This is a genomic window from Larsenimonas salina, from assembly GCF_023736155.1.
In the GTDB taxonomy this organism is placed as follows: domain Bacteria; phylum Pseudomonadota; class Gammaproteobacteria; order Pseudomonadales; family Halomonadaceae; genus Larsenimonas; species Larsenimonas salina.
Genome location: NZ_JAMLJJ010000003.1, coordinates 133,496 through 150,491, shown reverse-complemented (window position 1 = coordinate 150,491; position 16,996 = coordinate 133,496). Strand labels below are relative to the sequence as shown.

Annotated in this window: 15 protein-coding genes; 2 read left to right on the top strand and 13 right to left on the bottom strand. The window is 66.2% G+C overall.

The window, feature by feature from the left end; genetic code table 11:
* The first annotated feature begins 115 nt into the window (after window positions 1–115).
* Together NAT23_RS07790 and NAT23_RS07785 are read left to right on the top strand one after the other, a co-directional pair.
* On the top strand, window positions 116–1,315 hold the full coding sequence (locus NAT23_RS07790; RefSeq protein ID WP_251927057.1) for a multidrug effflux MFS transporter: 1,200 nt from the start codon (window positions 116–118) through the stop codon (window positions 1,313–1,315).
* A 102-nt stretch (window positions 1,316–1,417) separates the two neighbouring features.
* Entirely contained in the window at window positions 1,418–1,969 is a 552-nt protein-coding gene (locus NAT23_RS07785; protein ID WP_251927055.1) for an O-acetyl-ADP-ribose deacetylase, read from the top strand.
* 23 nt (window positions 1,970–1,992) lie between these two features.
* Here the strand turns inward: NAT23_RS07785 and NAT23_RS07780 are convergent, their stop codons facing one another.
* The 13 genes from NAT23_RS07780 to NAT23_RS07720 all read right to left on the bottom strand — a co-directional run bounded on the left by NAT23_RS07780 (window position 1,993) and on the right by NAT23_RS07720 (window position 16,898).
* Entirely contained in the window at window positions 1,993–2,610 is a 618-nt protein-coding gene (locus NAT23_RS07780; protein WP_251927052.1) for a glutathione S-transferase family protein, read from the bottom strand.
* Between the two features lie 109 nt (window positions 2,611–2,719).
* Window positions 2,720–3,355, bottom strand: coding sequence for an RraA family protein (locus NAT23_RS07775; protein ID WP_251927049.1), 636 nt, complete (start codon window positions 3,353–3,355; stop codon window positions 2,720–2,722).
* A gap of 30 nt (window positions 3,356–3,385) precedes the next feature.
* The gene (locus tag NAT23_RS07770; RefSeq protein ID WP_251927046.1) at window positions 3,386–4,186 is read right to left on the bottom strand and encodes an IucA/IucC family C-terminal-domain containing protein; all 801 of its coding nucleotides are present in this window, start codon (window positions 4,184–4,186) and stop codon (window positions 3,386–3,388) included.
* On the bottom strand, window positions 4,183–4,974 hold the full coding sequence (locus tag NAT23_RS07765) for an ABC transporter ATP-binding protein (protein WP_251927043.1): 792 nt from the start codon (window positions 4,972–4,974) through the stop codon (window positions 4,183–4,185). The genes NAT23_RS07770 and NAT23_RS07765 overlap by 4 nt, the downstream gene beginning before the upstream one ends.
* A gap of 4 nt (window positions 4,975–4,978) precedes the next feature.
* Window positions 4,979–6,004, bottom strand: a complete 1,026-nt coding sequence (locus tag NAT23_RS07760; protein ID WP_251927040.1) for a FecCD family ABC transporter permease — start codon at window positions 6,002–6,004, stop codon at window positions 4,979–4,981.
* On the bottom strand, window positions 5,997–6,992 hold the full coding sequence (locus NAT23_RS07755) for a FecCD family ABC transporter permease (RefSeq protein WP_251927038.1): 996 nt from the start codon (window positions 6,990–6,992) through the stop codon (window positions 5,997–5,999). The genes NAT23_RS07760 and NAT23_RS07755 overlap by 8 nt, the downstream gene beginning before the upstream one ends.
* Window positions 6,989–7,924, bottom strand: coding sequence for an ABC transporter substrate-binding protein (locus tag NAT23_RS07750; RefSeq protein WP_251927037.1), 936 nt, complete (start codon window positions 7,922–7,924; stop codon window positions 6,989–6,991). Before NAT23_RS07750 ends, NAT23_RS07755 begins: the two co-directional genes overlap by 4 nt.
* 36 nt (window positions 7,925–7,960) lie before the next feature.
* Window positions 7,961–9,856, bottom strand: a complete 1,896-nt coding sequence (locus tag NAT23_RS07745) for an IucA/IucC family protein (RefSeq protein ID WP_251927034.1) — start codon at window positions 9,854–9,856, stop codon at window positions 7,961–7,963.
* Window positions 9,846–10,637, bottom strand: a complete 792-nt coding sequence (locus NAT23_RS07740) for an HpcH/HpaI aldolase family protein (protein WP_251927020.1) — start codon at window positions 10,635–10,637, stop codon at window positions 9,846–9,848. The genes NAT23_RS07745 and NAT23_RS07740 overlap by 11 nt, the downstream gene beginning before the upstream one ends.
* Window positions 10,637–12,499 (bottom strand): IucA/IucC family protein, encoded by a 1,863-nt coding sequence (locus tag NAT23_RS07735; protein ID WP_251927018.1) that lies wholly within the window; start codon window positions 12,497–12,499, stop codon window positions 10,637–10,639. The genes NAT23_RS07740 and NAT23_RS07735 overlap by 1 nt, the downstream gene beginning before the upstream one ends.
* A gap of 46 nt (window positions 12,500–12,545) precedes the next feature.
* Window positions 12,546–13,928 (bottom strand): MFS transporter, encoded by a 1,383-nt coding sequence (locus NAT23_RS07730; RefSeq protein WP_251927016.1) that lies wholly within the window; start codon window positions 13,926–13,928, stop codon window positions 12,546–12,548.
* The gene (locus NAT23_RS07725) at window positions 13,925–15,145 is read right to left on the bottom strand and encodes a type III PLP-dependent enzyme (protein WP_251927007.1); all 1,221 of its coding nucleotides are present in this window, start codon (window positions 15,143–15,145) and stop codon (window positions 13,925–13,927) included. The genes NAT23_RS07730 and NAT23_RS07725 overlap by 4 nt, the downstream gene beginning before the upstream one ends.
* Window positions 15,138–16,898: an IucA/IucC family protein gene (locus tag NAT23_RS07720; protein WP_251927005.1), complete on the bottom strand. Its 1,761-nt coding sequence runs from the start codon at window positions 16,896–16,898 to the stop codon at window positions 15,138–15,140. The genes NAT23_RS07725 and NAT23_RS07720 overlap by 8 nt, the downstream gene beginning before the upstream one ends.
* Between the last annotated feature and the right edge of the window lie 98 nt (window positions 16,899–16,996).

The following is a 16,996-nucleotide window of genomic DNA, read 5'->3' as shown; positions in this document are numbered from 1 at the left end:
TTCGACGCAAGCGCCCCCTGTGATCCAGGCCCGGAGCGGCTAGCCGAACGCGTGATAGGCCGGTATCATGTCGTTGACTTTATCAATCAAATTAGCCATTTCACTGCGAGTTCTCATGTCCCACTCCAAGACGCCCTTCATTGTGGTGTTGAGCCTGGCGCTGACCATGATGCTGGGCCCGTTTTCCATGGATACCTATCTGCCGGCGTTTCCGGCCATCGGTGACTCGCTCGGGGTCTCCCAGCAGGCGGTCTCTCTGAGCGTGTCGGTGTATGTGTTCGCGATGGCCTTCGGCCAACTGATCGGCGGGGCCCTGTCGGATCGCTTCGGGCGTCAGCGCATTCTGATGAGCGGGCTGGTGATCTTTGCCGTGGCGAGCCTCATTATCGGCCAGGCCGAATCGCTTGATGTGCTGCTCGGTGGGCGGGCGATCCAGGCCTTTGGCGCCGGCTGGACATTGGTGTCGGTGCCGGCGCTGGTGCGTGACCGCGTGGCCGGGCGCGACGCGGCGAAGCTCTTTTCGATGATGGGCTTCATCATGGTGTTGGCGCCGGGGGTGGCGCCGAGTGTGGGCAGCACGATTCTCGCGCTCGGCTCGTGGCACTATATTTTCTACGTGCTTGCGGCGTATGCGCTGCTGCTGGTGCCGCTGCTGGCGCGGGTGATCTTTACCGGCAAGGGCAAGGTCTCGCGTGCCAAGAGCCCGCAGATGAGCCTGCTTGCGCGCTATAAGCTGGTGCTCTCAACCCGGCCGGCGCTGCCGTTCATCGTCTGGCAGGCCGCCTCGTTTTCGATGATGATGATGTTCATCACCTACGCCTCGCTGATCTATCAGGGCCACTTCGAGCAGACGCCAGCCACGTTTTCGATGCTGTTCGCGGCCAACATCGTCACCATGCTGGTATTCAACATCCTGAACCGGGTGCTGCTGTCGCGCCTGCCTTCGCTTCGCATCCTCCAGCTGGCCACGTGCTGTCAGGCGGTCGGCATGGTGCTTTTGGTCGTCGCGGCCTTCATGGATTGGCCGCTGGTCGCCTTCCTGCCGGCGATGATGCTGACCATCGGCTCGATGGGGGCCATCACGCCCAATATTCAGGCCTGCTTTCTGGAATTCTTCCCCACTAGTGGCGGCACGGCCGCTGCGCTTTTGGGCTCGGCCCAGTTCGGCATCGCCGGGCTTTTGAGCGGGCTGTCGGCGGTGCTTCCGCACTCGCTTGAGGCGATTGTGCTGGCGATGGCGGCGTGCGCGTCGGTGGCGTATTTGATGCTTGCGCGGTCGTTCATCAAGGGGCGTTCTGCGGTCGAGGCGCACTGACACGCCTCAAGGCCGTGCGCGGTGGCGGCGCGCGCCTGTGTCGACTAGACCGAAGACAGGCCCTGGCCGGGGCCGTTTTCAGATAACGCACAGGAGCGCCTCATGAGTACGGCATGGACGAACCAACTGAACTGGATGACCGGCGACATCACGCGCCTTGAGGTCGATGCGATCGTCAACGCCGCTAACCACTCCCTGATGGGCGGCGGTGGCGTTGACGGCGCGATTCATCGCGCGGCCGGGCCTGAACTGCTCGAGGCCTGCAAGAAGGTGCGTCGAGAGCACTGGCCGGATGGCCTGCCCGATGGCGAGGTCGCGTTGACGCCGGGCTTTTCGCTGCCGGCGCGCTACGTGATTCATACCGTTGGCCCCGTCTACGCCAAAACGAAAGACAAGTCGCATCTACTCGCGAACTGTTACCGCAAGAGCCTGGCGCTTGCCGCTGACCACGGCTGCACGAGCCTTGCGTTTCCCGCCATTTCCACCGGCATCTACGGCTACCCGTTCGAGGCGGCCGCTCGCATCGTATGCAATGTGATGGCAGAAAACCTGCCGAACTACCCTGAGCTTCAGGTTACGCTGTGCTTTTTCAGTGACGCGGATGCCCGGGCATTTCAGGCGGTGTTCGATGAGGTCACACGCACTACTGAGTGAGCGCTAGTAGCTGCGGGCCGGCGTCAGGTCAGTGGTGTCATGACGCCGCGCTGGAACGCGGGCCGGGCGGAGAGGCGCGCGTACCAGGCCGCCAGGTGCGAAAGCTCGGGCCGCTCGATCGGCATCGAAAACCACGCATACGCCAGACACCCCAGCGGAATGTCAGCCACCGTCAGCGTGTCGCCGGCCAGAAAGGCACGCGTTGCAAGGGCGTCATCGGCGATGCCCATCAGCCGTGCGCACTCGAGCCGGCCCCGCTCCATTGCTTCACTGTCGCGGGTCTCCGGTGTTTGCCGCACTTGGTTCCAAAAGAGCTGCTTGAACGGCTCGGCAAAGGCGAGTGAGACCCAGTCCATCCATTTCTCGGCTTCTGCCCACGCGGCCGCGCTGTCCGGCGTAAACGGCGCCGCGCCGTACTGCCGGGCAAGGTAGCGCACGATGGTGTTGGATTCCCACAGCACCAGCGCGCCGTCCTCGAGGCACGGCACCAGCCCGTTCGGATTCATTGCTCGGTACTCGGGCGTATCCACGCCGCCAAAGGCGCCGCCCACCTCGATGTGCTCGGGCGTGAGCTCGAGCTCGAAGGCGCACCACAGCGCCTTGCGTACGTTGGTGGAATTGGCACGTCCCCAGAGTTTCATGGTCTTTTCCTTGGAGTGTGGTTAGAGGGTTGTGTGATTGTGGTCAGAGGGTTGTGTGATTGTGGTCAGAGGGTTATGTGACTGTGATCAGAGGGTCATGTATGACCCGTTACGTCGATGCGCTGGCCGAGGCGCGGCGCTTGGCCAGAAGCTCCGCGCGGCGTGTACGATCCAGCGCTTCCTGCTCGAGCGCGGCCGGAAGCAGTACTTTCGCGCGCTCGGGCGAAAGCGTAAACAGCCCGTCGTCGTCACCGTGCATCAGATCACCGGGGGCGATGTGAATGTCACCGACCGCCAAGGGCGCGTTGAGGCGCCCAAAGCGCGTTTGAGCGTGAATGGTCAGGGCGCTGACGCCCAGGTGATACAGCGGCAGGCGCATCGAGCGAAGGGCGGCCACATCGGTCAGATGGCCGATGACGACCACGCCCGCGAGCCCCTTGACCTCGGCGGCCAGCGCGCGTAATTCGCCGAAGCAGGCCCGCCCGAGATGCCGGTCATGGTCGAGCACCACCAGCACGTCGCCGGGCTGCGCCATGATCAGCGCCTCACGCAGCACGCGACTGTCGCGGGCGTCGAGTTCAACCGTCAGCGCCGGGCCCGTAAGCGCTCGGCCGTCGCCCAGCGGGCGCAGGCCGTGCAGGTAGCCTTCGTGGGTCAGGTGGCCGAGAGTTGAGGTCGGCACCTGGCGCCAGGCCTCGATCAGGTCAGGGTCAAGGCCTACGCGCGGGGCGATCTGATAGCTCATCGGTACCTCACGTTCGAAAGGGGAGCCAGCTCACGCGGACAAGGGCTTGAGCAGCGGGCAGCTCTGGCAGTACTCGGCCGGGTGGGTTGCCTGAAAGTACAGGCAGCAGGTCTTTCGGTAGCGCTGCTTTTGGCCGTCGCACAGCGTGACCGGCGCGTGATGAAAGCGGGCAATGGGATTGAACGGTGCCCCAAAGAGCGCCGCCGGCGCGGTGAGGAGCCGGTCGAAATCGGCCTTACAGCGCGCCCGGTCGGCTGGATCGGTGAGTTGATCAAGACGCCGCTCGTAAAGCGAGTACACCCGCACGGCGGTATTTTCCCACAGCATGCGCGGCGGCACGCCGCTTGCCTCATGAAAGCTCTGCCAGAGCGGCGCGATCACCTCGGTAAATAGCCGCTCGATGACCCGGTCCCGCGCCGGGCCGCGCTCGGCCTCGCCGGGCAGCGGCGTTCCATGGGTGTCGGTCAACGGAAGGCTCGATACCCAGCGTGTGCCGTCGTGACTCAGTTCGATCAGACACGAGTCCGGCGATACCACAAGCGCCCGGTTGCAGGCAGAAAGCGCGTAGAGGCAGGCACCGGTCAACAGAAACGACAGACGCTTGCCGAGAAGCGAGGCCGCCACCCGTCGACTCGGCGCTCCAATGCGCGGGGCGAGGGCGTCCAGCGCCCTTGCGCACTGGGCCGGGTCACACAGATCACGAACCGTCATCGCGGTCTCGTCGGCCTGCCCAAGCGGCGTGAGCCGAAGCGTCTCGGTCAGAAACGTGCGCTGCGCGTGGGTGAACCCCGGGTCATCGGGGCTCGGCGTGTGTTCCAGCCGCCGGGTCACGCGGGGAACCCGGCGCCGAACGGGATGCACAGGGGCGTATTGAAATAGGGGTCGGTAATGATGCGACATGATAATCCAAACACCTCATGAATCCGTTCGGCGGTGAAAATCTCGGCAGGCGTGCCCTGCGCATGCACTCGGCCTTCCTTGATGGCCACGATGTGGTCGGCGTAGCGCGCGGCCAGATTGAGGTCGTGCAAAACCATCACCACGGTCTTGCCCTGATCCCGGTTAAGCGTCTGTAAAAGCTCCAGCACTTCCATCTGGTGGGTCAGATCGAGAAACGACGTCGGCTCGTCGAGCAGCAGCAGCGGCGTATTCTGGGCGACCGTCAGCGCGATCCACGCGCGCTGGCGCTGACCGCCCGAGAGCGTATCCACCCCGCGCTCGGAAAGCTCCGAAAGCCCGGTGTGGGCAAGTGCCTCCTCGACGCAGCGCTCGTCCTCCTCGCGCCACTGCTCGAACCAGCTTTGATGCGGGTGGCGGCCGAGGCTGACCAGCTGGCGCACGGTGATGCCCTCGGGCGCGACCGGGTGCTGGGGCAACAGCGCAAGGCGCCGCGCGACGGTCTGCGTCGGCAGCTCATGAATGGCGGTTCCATCGAGCAGCACCTGGCCGGACCAGGGCGACATGAGCCGAGCGAGCGTCTTTAAAAGCGTGCTCTTGCCGCAGCCGTTGCTGCCCACCAGCACCGAGATCTGCCCCTCGGGCAGATCGACGCTCAATTGATCGAGAATGCGCTGTTTTTGATACCCCACGCTCACGTTGTGGGCCGCTACCGTTGCCATGACCTCACCGTGCCTCGCGCAGCAATAACCAGAGAAAGAACGGCGCCCCGAGCGCCGCGACAAAAATGCCCGCCGGTAGATCCAGCGGCAGAAATACCGTACGCGCAATCCAGTCGGCGCACACCACCAAAAGCGACCCCCACAGCACCGACAGCACGGCCTGCGACGCTCCGACCGCGCTCGAGACGCGCCGGGCCAGATGCGGGGCGATCAACCCGACAAAGGCGAATGCCCCGCCGGCCGCGATCGCCACGCCCGCCATCGCGGCCGCCAGCGCCAAAAGCACCGCCCGCTGGCGCTGGACGCGAACGCCGAGGCCGGTGGCGAGGGCGTCATCCAGCGCGGCCAGTACTGCAAAGCGCATCTTGATCGCAAGCGGCAGGATCAAAACGACCGCCCACAGGGCGAGTGTGCCGACATCGTGCCAGTTGGCCCCGTAGACGCTTCCGGTCAGCCAGACATAGGCCGACAGCGTGGTGGTCAACGGGCTGAACGCCAGCACGAAGGTGGTCACCGCCCCGAGTGCAGCCGAGACCCCGATGCCGGTCAACACCAGCCGGATCGGCGTCACCCCGCGTGACCAGGCCAGCGCGTAGATCAGCCCGGCCGCGCCCACGGCGCCGGCCATGGCGGCAAACGGTACGCCCCAGGCGCCCAGCGGCACCGCAAGCCACGCCAGATAACTGACCGCCGCGGCACTTGCGCCGCTGGTGACGCCCAGAATGTCCGGCGAGGCGAGCGCGTTGCGCATGATCTGCTGGAAAAGCCACCCCGACAGCGCCAGCAAACCGCCGACCAGCGCCCCGAGCACCAGCCGCGGCAGTCTGAGCTCCAGCACGATAACGCGAACGGGGCTGTGTGTGCCCTCGAGAAGCGCCAGAAGCTGCTCGCGCCCGAGCGGCACCTTGCCGGTGGCAAGGGAGCCTGCCGCCACGGCCAGAAGCACCAGCGCAACCATCAGCACCCGGCGCCACGGGGCCAGGTCGAGCCGGCGGGAAAAGCCCGGTCTTCGAAGGACACGCTCAGCCATGGGCAGACCTCTGGCGGTTCAGCAGCGCAATGAACATCGGCGCGCCGATCAGGGCCGTCATCACGCCTACCGGGATTTCCCGCGGCTGGGCGACGCTTCGGCCAATGACGTCGGCCACAATCAACAGCGTCGCGCCGAGCAGCGCGCAGCCGGGCAGAAAAATGCGGTGATCGGCGGGCAACAGCCGCCGCGCCATGTGAGGCACGATCAGCCCGACGAAGGTGATGTTGCCGGCCATGGCCACCGACGCCCCGGAAAGCGCCACCACCAGCCCCACCATCAGGGCCTGAAGCCGGTGGACCTTGATGCCGAGCCCGCGCGCCATCGACTCGCCGGCGGCGAGCACGTTCATCGCCCGCGTCAAGGGGATGCAGCCGAGCCCGGCGGCAAGCGCCACCGCCATCAGCGGCGCAAGCTCTGAAGGCGCGCGGCCATCCACGGCGCCCGCCAGCCAGAACAGCACTGTATCGAGCCCCTGCTGGTCGATGACCAGAAGCGCCTGACTGAACGCGGTGAACAGCGCCGAGAGCGCCGCGCCGGCCAATACCAGTCGCAGCGGGCCGTGGGTACTGGTGCCACCGCGCATGGCGACCCACCACACAATCGCCGCCGCGAGTGCCGCGCCGAGAAAGGCCCCCAGTGACCACGCCGCAAGCGAGGCGCTTCCGGCCCAGGCGACCAAAAGCACCACGGCGAAGGTGGCGCCTGAGTTGATGCCCAAAAGCCCCGGTGAGGCGAGCGGGTTGCGGGTCAGGGTCTGCATCAGGGCGCCGGCCACGGCAAGGCTTGCGCCGACGACCATTGCGACCACCGTACGGGGCAGGCGTGAGCTTCGAACGATCAGTTGATCGACCGCCTCGGGGGCAGGGGCAATCAGGCCCTTGAGCGCCGTTGCCGGGCCGATCCAGTGGGCGCCGACCATCAGGCTCGACAGCGCCGCGACCAGAAACGCGGCCACAAGCAGGGACAGACGAACGCGTGTGCTCATGCGGCGCGGGCCTCCACGACCTGGCGTTCGATCGAATCCAGCAGGTCGAACACGCCCAGAATGCCGCCCGACAGGCTCCAGGCCACCGGGTCGACCGAGTACACGCGGCCCGTGCTCGGCGCGCGCATGCGCTGCCAGAGCGGGTGCGTCATCAGGCGCTGTTCATGGGCGCGAACCGCCGGCCCGGCACTGTGGCGCATGACGAAAAACAGCTCGGCATCGAGCGCCGGCAGGCTTTCGACGCCGCCAAGCTTCAAGAGGATGCCGTGGGCGGTGCGGGCGGTCTCGGTCCAGTGAAAGCCGAGATCGCTCAGAACCCGGCCGGCAAAGCTTCCGGGCAGATAGCTTCGAACCTGATCGGCGCGAATGTCGATCAGCGACACCGTCAGCGGCCACGCCTGCCCGAAGTGGGCGGCAAGTCGCGTTCGCAGCATGGTCACGCGTGCGCGGTACTGCGCCATCAGCCGATCGGCCTGCGCCTGTTGGGTCAGGGCCTGCGCCATACGCTCGAGCGTGGTATCGAAGCGGTAGATGTCCTCGAGCATCACCACCGGCGCGATGCGCGACAGCAACGGCGCGATGCGCTGGTGGCGAAAGCGCGACGCCACGATCACCGTGGGGGATAAAACGGCAATGTCTTCAAGACTTGGCTGGGTCTCGAGGCCGACGATGGTCGTCTCGGCAAGCGCGGTGCGCAGGTAGGGGTAGACCGGTGGGTCCTGCCAGGACAGCACCGCCCCGACCGGGATGACCCCGAGCGCGACCGCGGTATCGGTTGCGCCCTGAAACAGCGTCACCACCCGGGGCGACTCGGGCGCACCGGCAAGCACCGCCCCCGGGCACAGCCCGAGGGCGAGCAGCGCCGCCAGTGTCTGGCGCCGTGACAGACCGGCGTGTCGTTGGCCGGCCTCGCCATGACGGGACGTGATCATGGCGTGTTGGCCTGTCCGATGATGCACCCTGAGGCCTCACTCGTGGATGGCATGGGAAATGTGACCCGCGTGACTGGGCGCGTGCAGCGGATTGACCGTACGCCCTGTGCCGAAGGGCATGCTGCCCGGGCCTCCAGCGCGCGCGATGATCGGTGTGATCAGCTGCTTGAACGGCCATTCGGCGGCCTCGAACAGCCCCTCGGTCAAACACGCGCGCACGTCGTCTGCCAGCGGCAGCGTCTCGATCTGATGACGCAGGCTGTCATGAACGGTCTGCCAAAGCGCTGCCGGAGGTATATCAAAATGAGACGCAGTCACATCGACGATAGCCCGCACATTGACTTGAATAGCGAGGGTTTGCAACCAAAAGAGCAGCGCCTCGAGGTCGTCGTGATAAAGCGTGTTGGCGTGGCCGGGCTTGATGCGGTATTCGGGGTCCTCGAGGCCGACCTGTTCGAGCTGGGAGACCGCGATGCGCAGCGAGTCGTGATCGCGCAGCACCATCCCGGTGATCACGCCCTGGCGCCAGACCAGCACTGCGTTCTGGCCATGAACCTCGGGCAGCATCCCGAGCCGGAAAAGACGAAGCGTCAGCTCGAAAAACGGATCGCAGACGGCGCGCATCAGCCGCGTGACGTTGGCAAGCGTGGCGCGCTCGCCCAGGTAGGCAAGCCAGTCGTCGAAAAAGTGGCGGCCGCCTTCCGGCAGGGCGGTGCCCAGGGTCGCCATCGGCAGGGGGCGGCTTGCGGGGTCGTTCATCACCGAGGCCGGGTAGCTTCGAACCATGGCCGACAGATGCCGCGGCGCGTCATCGAACAGGCTGGCGTCTTCCGGAAGGTAAGCCCACCAGCGGCCTTCGTCGCACAGGTGCAGGGCCTCGCCGAGGCGGGCGTCCAGCGTTTTCGCCCGGCCAAGCAGCGCCGCGCTCAGGTCGCCGTTGATCATCTTGACCGCTGGCAAATAGCGCGAGGCGCCGAGTGAGTGAACCGCCATCGGCAGTTTCAGGCTGTGGCGCGAGGCGCGCGTCGGTAGCAGGGATCGAAGCGACGAGCTGGCTTTCCAGGTGGGAGATCGCACATCGAGGACCACACAGTGCTCGGCGCGGAAGGCCTCGTTCAACCAGCGCGGCAGCGCATGCTCGAGCTGCCACGGATGCACCGGCAGAGCGATGTAGTCCTCGGCAAGGCCCTTGGCGTGGAGCTCGCGCTCGAGCTGGTTGCGCTCGCCCGGCGCCATCACGAACGCGGCCGGGCAGTCGCCGGGGTCGACCGCGTCGCCGGTGGCAAGCGTGTGTTTGGCGACCGCGACCCAGCGTAGCTCGATCGTCTGGTCGAACTCGGCCATATACGCCATGTACTCGGCCTCATCGAGCCCTTCCTTGGCCTTGGCCGTTGGGTGGTAGGGCCGGTCGCTCAACGAGGCCCACTGCTCCATGGCGGTAAAAAATGCCAGCGGTGAGCGCTTTAGAAGCGATCGGGTGTCGATGCGATGCGCCCGTGAACGCGCCAGTTGCCAGTCGCTGGTGGCGAGCGCCTCGATGAAGACCTGCTCGCCCTTGCTGGGCTCGGGCGTGTCTGGGTGGGCTGCGTGAGCGAGATGCCGCATCAGCGTTTCCGGCGAGGTCATCGTGAGGCAGGAATCGTTGACTGCGTTGTCGTCAAAGAGTTGAACGGGGCTGTTCGGGACCCGTTCGAGCCGCTGGGCGCGGCCGGGCCGAACCACCATCGCAAGGCGCTGGCCATCGGGCAGCGGGTAGGACCACAGCGTGTGGTCCGCGCCGCGGTGGGCAAGCGTCACCAGGGTGGCCGGCGCGGTTCTGGCGGAGGGGGCGGTGTCCATCGAGACCGTCTCGGCGTCGAAGAAGTCCTCGGCCAGCAGGGCGTCGATCAACGTGGTCATGAGCGGGGATTGAGTGGGCGTATCAGTCGGCATATCGATGTGTTCCTTGCGTCGAACGGGCATGGGTCAGGGCATAGGTGAGGGCGCGAAAGGCGATGCCGCGCTCATCGCCGAGCATGAAGGCGGTGGCGCCACGGGCGCGCCAGGCAGGCAGCGCGTCGTCTCCGCGCAGAAAGGCGCAGTAGGGCACGCCTGCGGTGCGGGCACGGTCGGCCACGTGCGCCAGTGCCTCGATTACCCGGGGGTGGGTCGGCTGCCAGGTCACGCCCAGCGACTGCGACAGATCAGCGGCGCCTTCGAGGATCAAATCCAGCCCGGGCACCGCGGCAATCCGGTCGATGCGCTCGACGCCGTCGGCCGTCTCAATCATCGCCACCACCATGATTTCGGCGTTGGCCCGGGTGACGTACTCGGAAAGCGCGTCGCGCCCGAACGCGCCCGGGCGGCCGGCGTTGAGGCTTCGCGTGCCCTCGGGGGCGTATTTACAGGCCTTTACGGCGGCCTGAACGGTCTCGGGCGTCTCCACCTGCGGAAGGACAATGCCCTGAGCGCCGGCGTCCAGAAGCCTGAGTATCCGTTTGGGGTCGGCGTCCGGTACGCGCACCAGTGGCGTTAACCCGTAGATTTCGGCGGTTCGGATCATGTGTTCGAGGGTTTCGGGGTTGATCAGCACGTGTTCGGTGTCGATAACGACGAAATCGAACCCGGCCTCGCCGATGAGCTCGATCGAGGCCGCACACGGCATCGAGGCCAGCAGGCCAAACGTCTCGATGCCCTGGTTCAACGCACGTTTGAGTCGGTTATCACGAAGCATCAGCGCGCGTCCTCCCCGGCCGTGCGCAGCGGGTTGGGCACGCGACGGATCTGTGCGACCTCATCGCCGAACAATCGCCGCCGCGTCAGCGCCTCGACCTCATAGCAGGCGTTGAACACGTCGAACCGGGCAAAGCGCTCGGCGTGCTCCGGGTGCGCCTGCTGATAGTCGCGGATCACCGCCGCCGTCATTGCCCAGAAACGCCCTTCGGGCAGGTCGTAATGGCGTGTGAGGAAAATCGCCAGATCGGCCAGCGCGATGAAGAAAAAGGCGTCGCAGGAGTAATCGCGCACCGCCGCCGGGTCCTCGGTTTCGAGAAAGGAGTTGGCGTTCAAACGGGCGTGATGCGCCGGCACCGGTTCGAGCGTCGGCACGTGCTCGGGGTGGGTCAGGTGCGTCCGGCTGAAGCGCACGCCGTCGTGGAAATCCTTCAGCGCCACTCGGGTCGGCCAGCCGTCTCGATGGATCAGGACGATGTTCTGGCCGTGCGCCTCGAGACCGATGCCTTGTGCGAACAGGAAATGGAGAATCGGGGCGCAGGCGGTTTCGAGCAGGGCGCGGGTCCAGGTCTCGACCCCATAGCGCTTGACCCAGGGGTCGATGAACGGCTCGGCCGGCGTGCCGGTATCGTCGCGGGTGCACTGGGAAAGCCCGTTGAAGGCGACCGCCTGCTCACCCGCGCCGAGATACGACACCACGTTTTCACGCAAAATCGCCCCGAGGGCGCCATAGACCTGCGGCCGTTGCGCCCTGGTAAAGACGCGCTCATCGAGGCTCATGCCGGCGACCTCGCCCAAAAGCACAAAGCCTGCCTCCTGAGCGGCCGGGTCGGCCGCGACAAGGCGCTTCAGCCAGCCGGTGATCAGCGGCGCGTTGGCAACCGTATGACGGGCCAGCAATCGGGTGCTGGAGGTATTGGTCAGGCTCATGGCGAGCTTCAGGTAGGGCAGGTGCGTGTTCGCCGGCGCAAGCGTTCGGATCGATTGCTGGGGCACGAACCGCGCTTCGCCCTCGCCCAGAAGCATCGCCTCGCCGCGCGCAAGCTGTGGGTAGAGCGCACGAAGGGCGCCGGCGCGCCACTGCCAGGGGTGCACCGGAAGCAGGGTCACATCATGGGGCGCGTAGCCGGTGCGGGCGCAGTAGGCGTCGCGCCGGCTCATGATGGCCTCGCCCGCAAGCGCTCGGATCAGCGCCTCGCGGTCAAGGCCCGGGCGCTGCGCGGTGATGGCAAGGTGCGCGGGCACGGCCAGCCACAGGACACCGAGCGGTTGACCGAATTCCGGCCCGTAGCGCGCGTTGTCCTCCCAGGTGAAACCGATCCGCGACTTGTAGCAGGGGTGGTAGCTGTGGGCGTCGGCGAAGTAACGCTCCAGCGCGTCCGCCGACAGCGCGGTCGGGGCGCAGTCAGGGCGCTCGAAGGCGGCCGCCGACTGCACGTCATGCAGCAGCGTCTGCTCCAGCTCCTGCGCGAACCCAGGGGCCTGGGTGAGTGCGCCGGTGTCCGTATCCAGCTGTTCCAGCAGGGTAGCAAGCGTCAGCGGGCGAGCCTGGCCGTCGGTGCCATGGAAGACCGCGCCGGGGTCGCGGTCCAGCCGGATCAGCTCGAAGCTCTCGCACAGGCGGCCCGTGGCCACGAGCCGGGCGCCCGAGGAAAGCGCCACACTGAAACGGTGGCGACCCTCGCCAAGCTCGGCCACCTCGAACGGCAGCACCTGCTCGTACAGGAGCGTTTGTAGAAGCTGGCTGACCACCCGGCGCTCGATGCGCGAAAAATGACGCCAGTGGTCGGGGTGAGCCAGAAACGGCGAGGGCGTTCCGTTCAGGGTGCTCAAGGGGGAGAGGTGAAAAGACGTCGTTGTCATGAAGGATCCTTACGCGTAGCACGCGGGCATGAAATCGAGTACGGACTCAGGCGTTGGCCTGCCGGGCATCGGTTCGGTTCAAGGGGGTAGGCGTCAGGCAGTAGATGCAGGGCAGCGCCAGTAATAGCGCCGCGCCGATCACGCTGAACAGCAGATCAAGGGTCGCGGACAGGGGCAGGCCTCTGGCCGGCAGGGCGTCGATCAAAAGCGTGACCGCGATCACCCCGAGCGAGGCGACGATGCGGCGCACCATGTTGGTGATGGCCGAGCCCTGGGTCGTCATCGCATCCGGCAGGGCGGTAAGGGCGACCGTGGTCGCGGGCATGTAGGACAGCCCGACGCCTACGCCGCGTACGGCCATGAGCGCAACGACCGTCCCGACAGGAGTGGCCGGGCCAATGCCTGCAAGCGCGCTCAGTGAAAGCGTTGTGAGTACGGTGCCGGTCGCGATCAGTGCCCGTGGCCCGTAGCGGTCAAGCCAGCGGCCGCTGTACCGGGCAACGAGACTGGCGCTTACGGCGGTGGCGAGCAGTGCAAGGCCGGTCCAGAGCGCGGATTTTTCCATCACGACCTGAATCAGAAGCGGCACCAGCACAAGGCTTGTGAACATGCCAAGGGTTTGCAGGACCACCACGACCACGCCGTTTCGAAAGTCTTTGTGGGCGAAGACCGACAGCGGCAGCAGCGGGGCCGAGGTTCTGCGTTGATGGTAAATAAAGCCCATCGACAGCCCGGCCCCGAGGAGTAGGAGCGCACCGCCAAGCTCGACATGCGCGCCTGTCATCAGTTGCCCGCCGCCTAGTACGGCCGCGAGCCCGCCTGCGATCAGTGCGAAGCCGGCGGCGTCGAAGCGCGAGGCCGCCGGTTCGTCGTCCTGATGCGGCAGGCAGCGCCCCGCCATCCAGCAGGCGCCGGCGGCCAGCGGCAGGTTGGCTCCGAACAGCACGCGCCAATGAAGGTGCTCGATGAGTAGCGCCCCGCACAAGGGCCCGATGGCGGGAATCAGCATCACCACGCTCGCCCACAGCCCCGAGATGCGCCCGCGCTCAGTGCTTGGAAACACCTTGAACAGCAACGGCAGCGACAGTGGAATCACCAGCCCGCTGGCCGCGCCCTGCACCGCGCGCGCCAGCAGCACCTGCCAGAACGCAAGGCTCAGGACCCCGATCAGTGAGCCTGCGATGAACAGCGTCATGCCGGCCAGATACAGCCGGCGCCTGCCAAGGCGCGCGCTCAGATAGCCCGTCAGCGGCATCGCAAGCACCATCGCGATCATGAACGCCGAGAGCACGCCGCCGGCCTGACCGGCGCCGATGTCAAAGGCGCGCATGAACGTCGTCAGTGCCGGATTGAGCATGCTGTTGCTGAGACTGACCGTGGCGGTGCCCAGAAGGACGGCGACCATCACCCGCTGCGGCCAGGCCGTCATGGACCGGCCTCCGTGACGCGCCGCGGCGCGTGCGCCGGCAGGTAGTGAAGCGCCGGGCGCGGGTGACAGAGAAAATCGGCGTGGGAGATGTTGTAGCCGTAGGCACCGGCCAGCGGCAGCACCAGCAGATCGCCCGGACACGGATTCTTGAGCGCCTGCCGACGGCTCAGAACGTCCTTCGGGGTGCAGAGCTGGCCGACGACGGTCCAGTCGCGCCACGGGCCGGTGGTGGCCATCTGCCGGGGCAGGTGCCAGACAGGGTGGTCGTGGTTCTGGGCGGCCGGCAGTCGAAACTGATGGGTGCCGCCGCGACAGATCAGAAAGTGCTCGCCGTGGCTTTGCTTGGCGTCCAGCACTTCCATCACGTAGTAGCCGCAGAACGCGCTCAAGAAGCGACCGATCTCGAAGCGCACGACCGGGCGCTGTTCGAGGGCGTCGAGCTTACCGGCGAGCGCACGGCAGAATCCGGGCCAATCGAACAGGTCACTTCCGGTGTAGTCGACCCCGATGCCGCCGCCGACGTTCAGGTGCGTAACGTTCGAGGGCGTTCTGGAAAGTGCTCGCCACTCGGGCCAGCGGGTCAGGTAGAACGCCATCAGCGCCAAATGGCGCTCGGCGCTTTTCTGATGCGACATTGCGTGCACATGAAACCCCTGAAGCGTGAGCGAGGGGCGTGCATCGACCCGGGCAACCGCCTCGGGCAGTTGCGCTTCGTCGATGCCGAAGGGGCTTGCCCGCCCGGCCATGTTGAGCCGGGTCGAAAACGCGTCGTCAAGCGCCGGGTTGATGCGGATAAAGACTGGTTGGACTCGCCCTTTGCTATGGGCGATCGCGGCCAGCCGGTCGATCTCGCTCAGGCTCTCGACGTGCACGGCCGAGACCTTCATGGCCACCGCATGTTCAAGCTCGCTGTCGAGCTTGCCGGGGCCCGAGAGCAGCCAGGGCTTTTCGACCCGACAGGCCTCGGCTCGACCGAGTTCACCGCCGGAGGAAAGCTCGAACCCGTCGACGATCGGGGCCAGCGTATTCAAAAGCGGCGTGTCGCTGTTGGCCTTGATGGCGTAGTAAAGCTCGACACCTTCCGGAAGGGCGGCCTTGACGGTTCGGGCGTGGCTTGCCAGCGCGTCGAGGTCGTAGAAGAACGCGGCCATCGGCGCCGCGTCGCGCTCGCGGGCATCCAGAATGGCGGTTCGAACGTGTGCGGCAGGGTCAGCCATGCACCACCTCCCGGACCCAGGGCGTGGGCAGTGCCACGTAGCCGGCGTCTCGGTCCGGTGCGGCGCGCAGTCGAACCAGCAGGTTGGTCTTGCAGGGCAGGCTTTCGCCGTCGAGTAGGGCATCGAGTTCAGGTGCCGGTCCGGGCAGCGTCTCGCGCACGCGCTCGAGCACGTCTCGAAGCTGCGCCCACAGCCGCTCGCCGAGTGCCGGTCGCTCCCAGCTGAGCGCCAGAATGGCCTCGCTCAGATGATTGATCATCACGCAGTAGACAATTCGGTTCCAGCCCTGAGCCCGGCTGTAGGTCAAGGAGGCGCGCACTGTGGACGAGACGTTCGCAGGCAGCGCGTCGACGCCCAGATCCTCGGTCAGCTTGATGCCCTCGAAATCCCGCAGCAGTACGCGGTGAGGCCAGCCGTTGTCGTGAATCAGTACGCAGTTTTGAAGGTGCGGCTCGAGCACCACGCCGTCGCGAAAGAAAAGCGTCAGTACCGGCATTAAAAGCGCCATGGCGTAGGCGTCGAACCAGTCGAGTGCGCGCGCGTGCGCATCCTCGCCGCCGATGAAGGCCTCGATCAGGGCCAGATCCTCGGGCGTGCGCGAAAAGAGCGCGGCCGCCAGCACACAGCGCGTCCGGCCCTCACGCGTACAGAAGTTCTCCCTGAGCACGGTGCCGGTCTGTTCGGTGAACCAGCGTGCTGTCTCCGGGTCGGCGCCAGGTGGGGCCCAGCTGAGCGCGGCGGGTTCGCGGGCGAGGGTGAGCGTTGAGAGCAGCGGGTCGCGGCGCGCGACGATGTCAGTCATCAGTGCATCGATGACCTGCGCGCTTTCAAGCTCATACCAGGCGTTCTTGCGTACGCAGTTGGTGACCCGAACGTTGAGCGAGCCCTTGATGAAAAAGGGCTTGTCCTCGATGTGCCAGGTTCGAAGGGAGGCGGTTGGCGCGGCAAGAAACCCGCTTTCGCCAAGGTCTCGAATCACGCCCTGATCGATCAGGGCGGCCACACTCGGGGTGGCCGCAAACAGGCGCGCCTGAATCGGGTGCATGCTGATCACGGCCTCACCCGGCCGGGCACGGCGCTGGTCGCCGACGCTTTCGAGCACGTCAGACACTGAAAGCGAGTGACTCAGTACGCGAAGCCCCTGGCGAGGTACGGCCCACTGATACAGCCGGGCGCGGTTTTTGCGCTCGGGTACGTAGGCGTCGGCCTCGCTGCCGGCGGGCCATTGCCGCGCCTTGGGCGCCGGGTGGGCGGGGTGGCCCGCCCACAGTGCCTGCTCGCTGTCGACGTAATCGGTGAGTGTGAGCGCGCATTCGCCGCTGGTTTGGCGGGCCTCGATAAGCTCGCGCATCACCGAGACGCTTTGCAGCATCTGGGCGTGAAGCTCATGGGGCGAGGCACCGGTGTCGCGGGCAAGCTCCTCGAGCGCGTACGCGATCAGCTCGCTGTAGGTCGGGCACCACCACCGCTGCCGGCTCGGGTCGAAGAGGTAGGGCCTTGTGAGATAGCGATGCGCCCCGAGCGGGTCGATGCGATCCACCACGACGAACACGGCGCGGCCGCCTGGCCAGCGAATCAGTACCAGTGGAACGCCCGTATGGCGCTGTGGCAGGCCATCCGTGATTGAGGGGCTGTGATAATCGAGGACGTGCGTCGGTAGCGCGATCTCCCGGGTCAGACAGTTCAATAATGCCCAAGTGGCTGCGCGCTCGCTGAGTGCGTGCGCGGTCGATATACGCTGGCGTACGTTCATACACTTCTCCGTCTCATGACGCGTTACGTTGTGTATTCCCTGTGCGGCCAGTCACCTGTGGTTATTGTTGTGTGCTTGTTGTTCTTTGGTTTTTATCG

Bases quoted from the DNA above. Each gene is read 5' to 3' on its own strand.
- NAT23_RS07755 (WP_251927038.1), bottom strand. From the start codon at position 6,992: ATGAGCACACGCGTTCGTCTGTCCCTGCTTGTGGCCGCGTTTCTGGTC.
- NAT23_RS07720 (WP_251927005.1), bottom strand. From the start codon at position 16,898: ATGAACGTACGCCAGCGTATATCGACCGCGCACGCACTCAGCGAGCGC.
- NAT23_RS07745 (WP_251927034.1), bottom strand. From the start codon at position 9,856: ATGCCGACTGATACGCCCACTCAATCCCCGCTCATGACCACGTTGATC.
- NAT23_RS07760 (WP_251927040.1), bottom strand. From the start codon at position 6,004: ATGGCTGAGCGTGTCCTTCGAAGACCGGGCTTTTCCCGCCGGCTCGAC.
- NAT23_RS07730 (WP_251927016.1), bottom strand. From the start codon at position 13,928: ATGACGGCCTGGCCGCAGCGGGTGATGGTCGCCGTCCTTCTGGGCACC.
- NAT23_RS07735 (WP_251927018.1), bottom strand. From the start codon at position 12,499: ATGACAACGACGTCTTTTCACCTCTCCCCCTTGAGCACCCTGAACGGA.
- NAT23_RS07780 (WP_251927052.1), bottom strand. From the start codon at position 2,610: ATGAAACTCTGGGGACGTGCCAATTCCACCAACGTACGCAAGGCGCTG.
- NAT23_RS07725 (WP_251927007.1), bottom strand. From the start codon at position 15,145: ATGGCTGACCCTGCCGCACACGTTCGAACCGCCATTCTGGATGCCCGC.
- NAT23_RS07775 (WP_251927049.1), bottom strand. From the start codon at position 3,355: ATGAGCTATCAGATCGCCCCGCGCGTAGGCCTTGACCCTGACCTGATC.
- NAT23_RS07790 (WP_251927057.1), top strand. From the start codon at position 116: ATGTCCCACTCCAAGACGCCCTTCATTGTGGTGTTGAGCCTGGCGCTG.
- NAT23_RS07765 (WP_251927043.1), bottom strand. From the start codon at position 4,974: ATGGCAACGGTAGCGGCCCACAACGTGAGCGTGGGGTATCAAAAACAG.
- NAT23_RS07785 (WP_251927055.1), top strand. From the start codon at position 1,418: ATGAGTACGGCATGGACGAACCAACTGAACTGGATGACCGGCGACATC.
- NAT23_RS07740 (WP_251927020.1), bottom strand. From the start codon at position 10,637: ATGCTTCGTGATAACCGACTCAAACGTGCGTTGAACCAGGGCATCGAG.
- NAT23_RS07750 (WP_251927037.1), bottom strand. From the start codon at position 7,924: ATGATCACGTCCCGTCATGGCGAGGCCGGCCAACGACACGCCGGTCTG.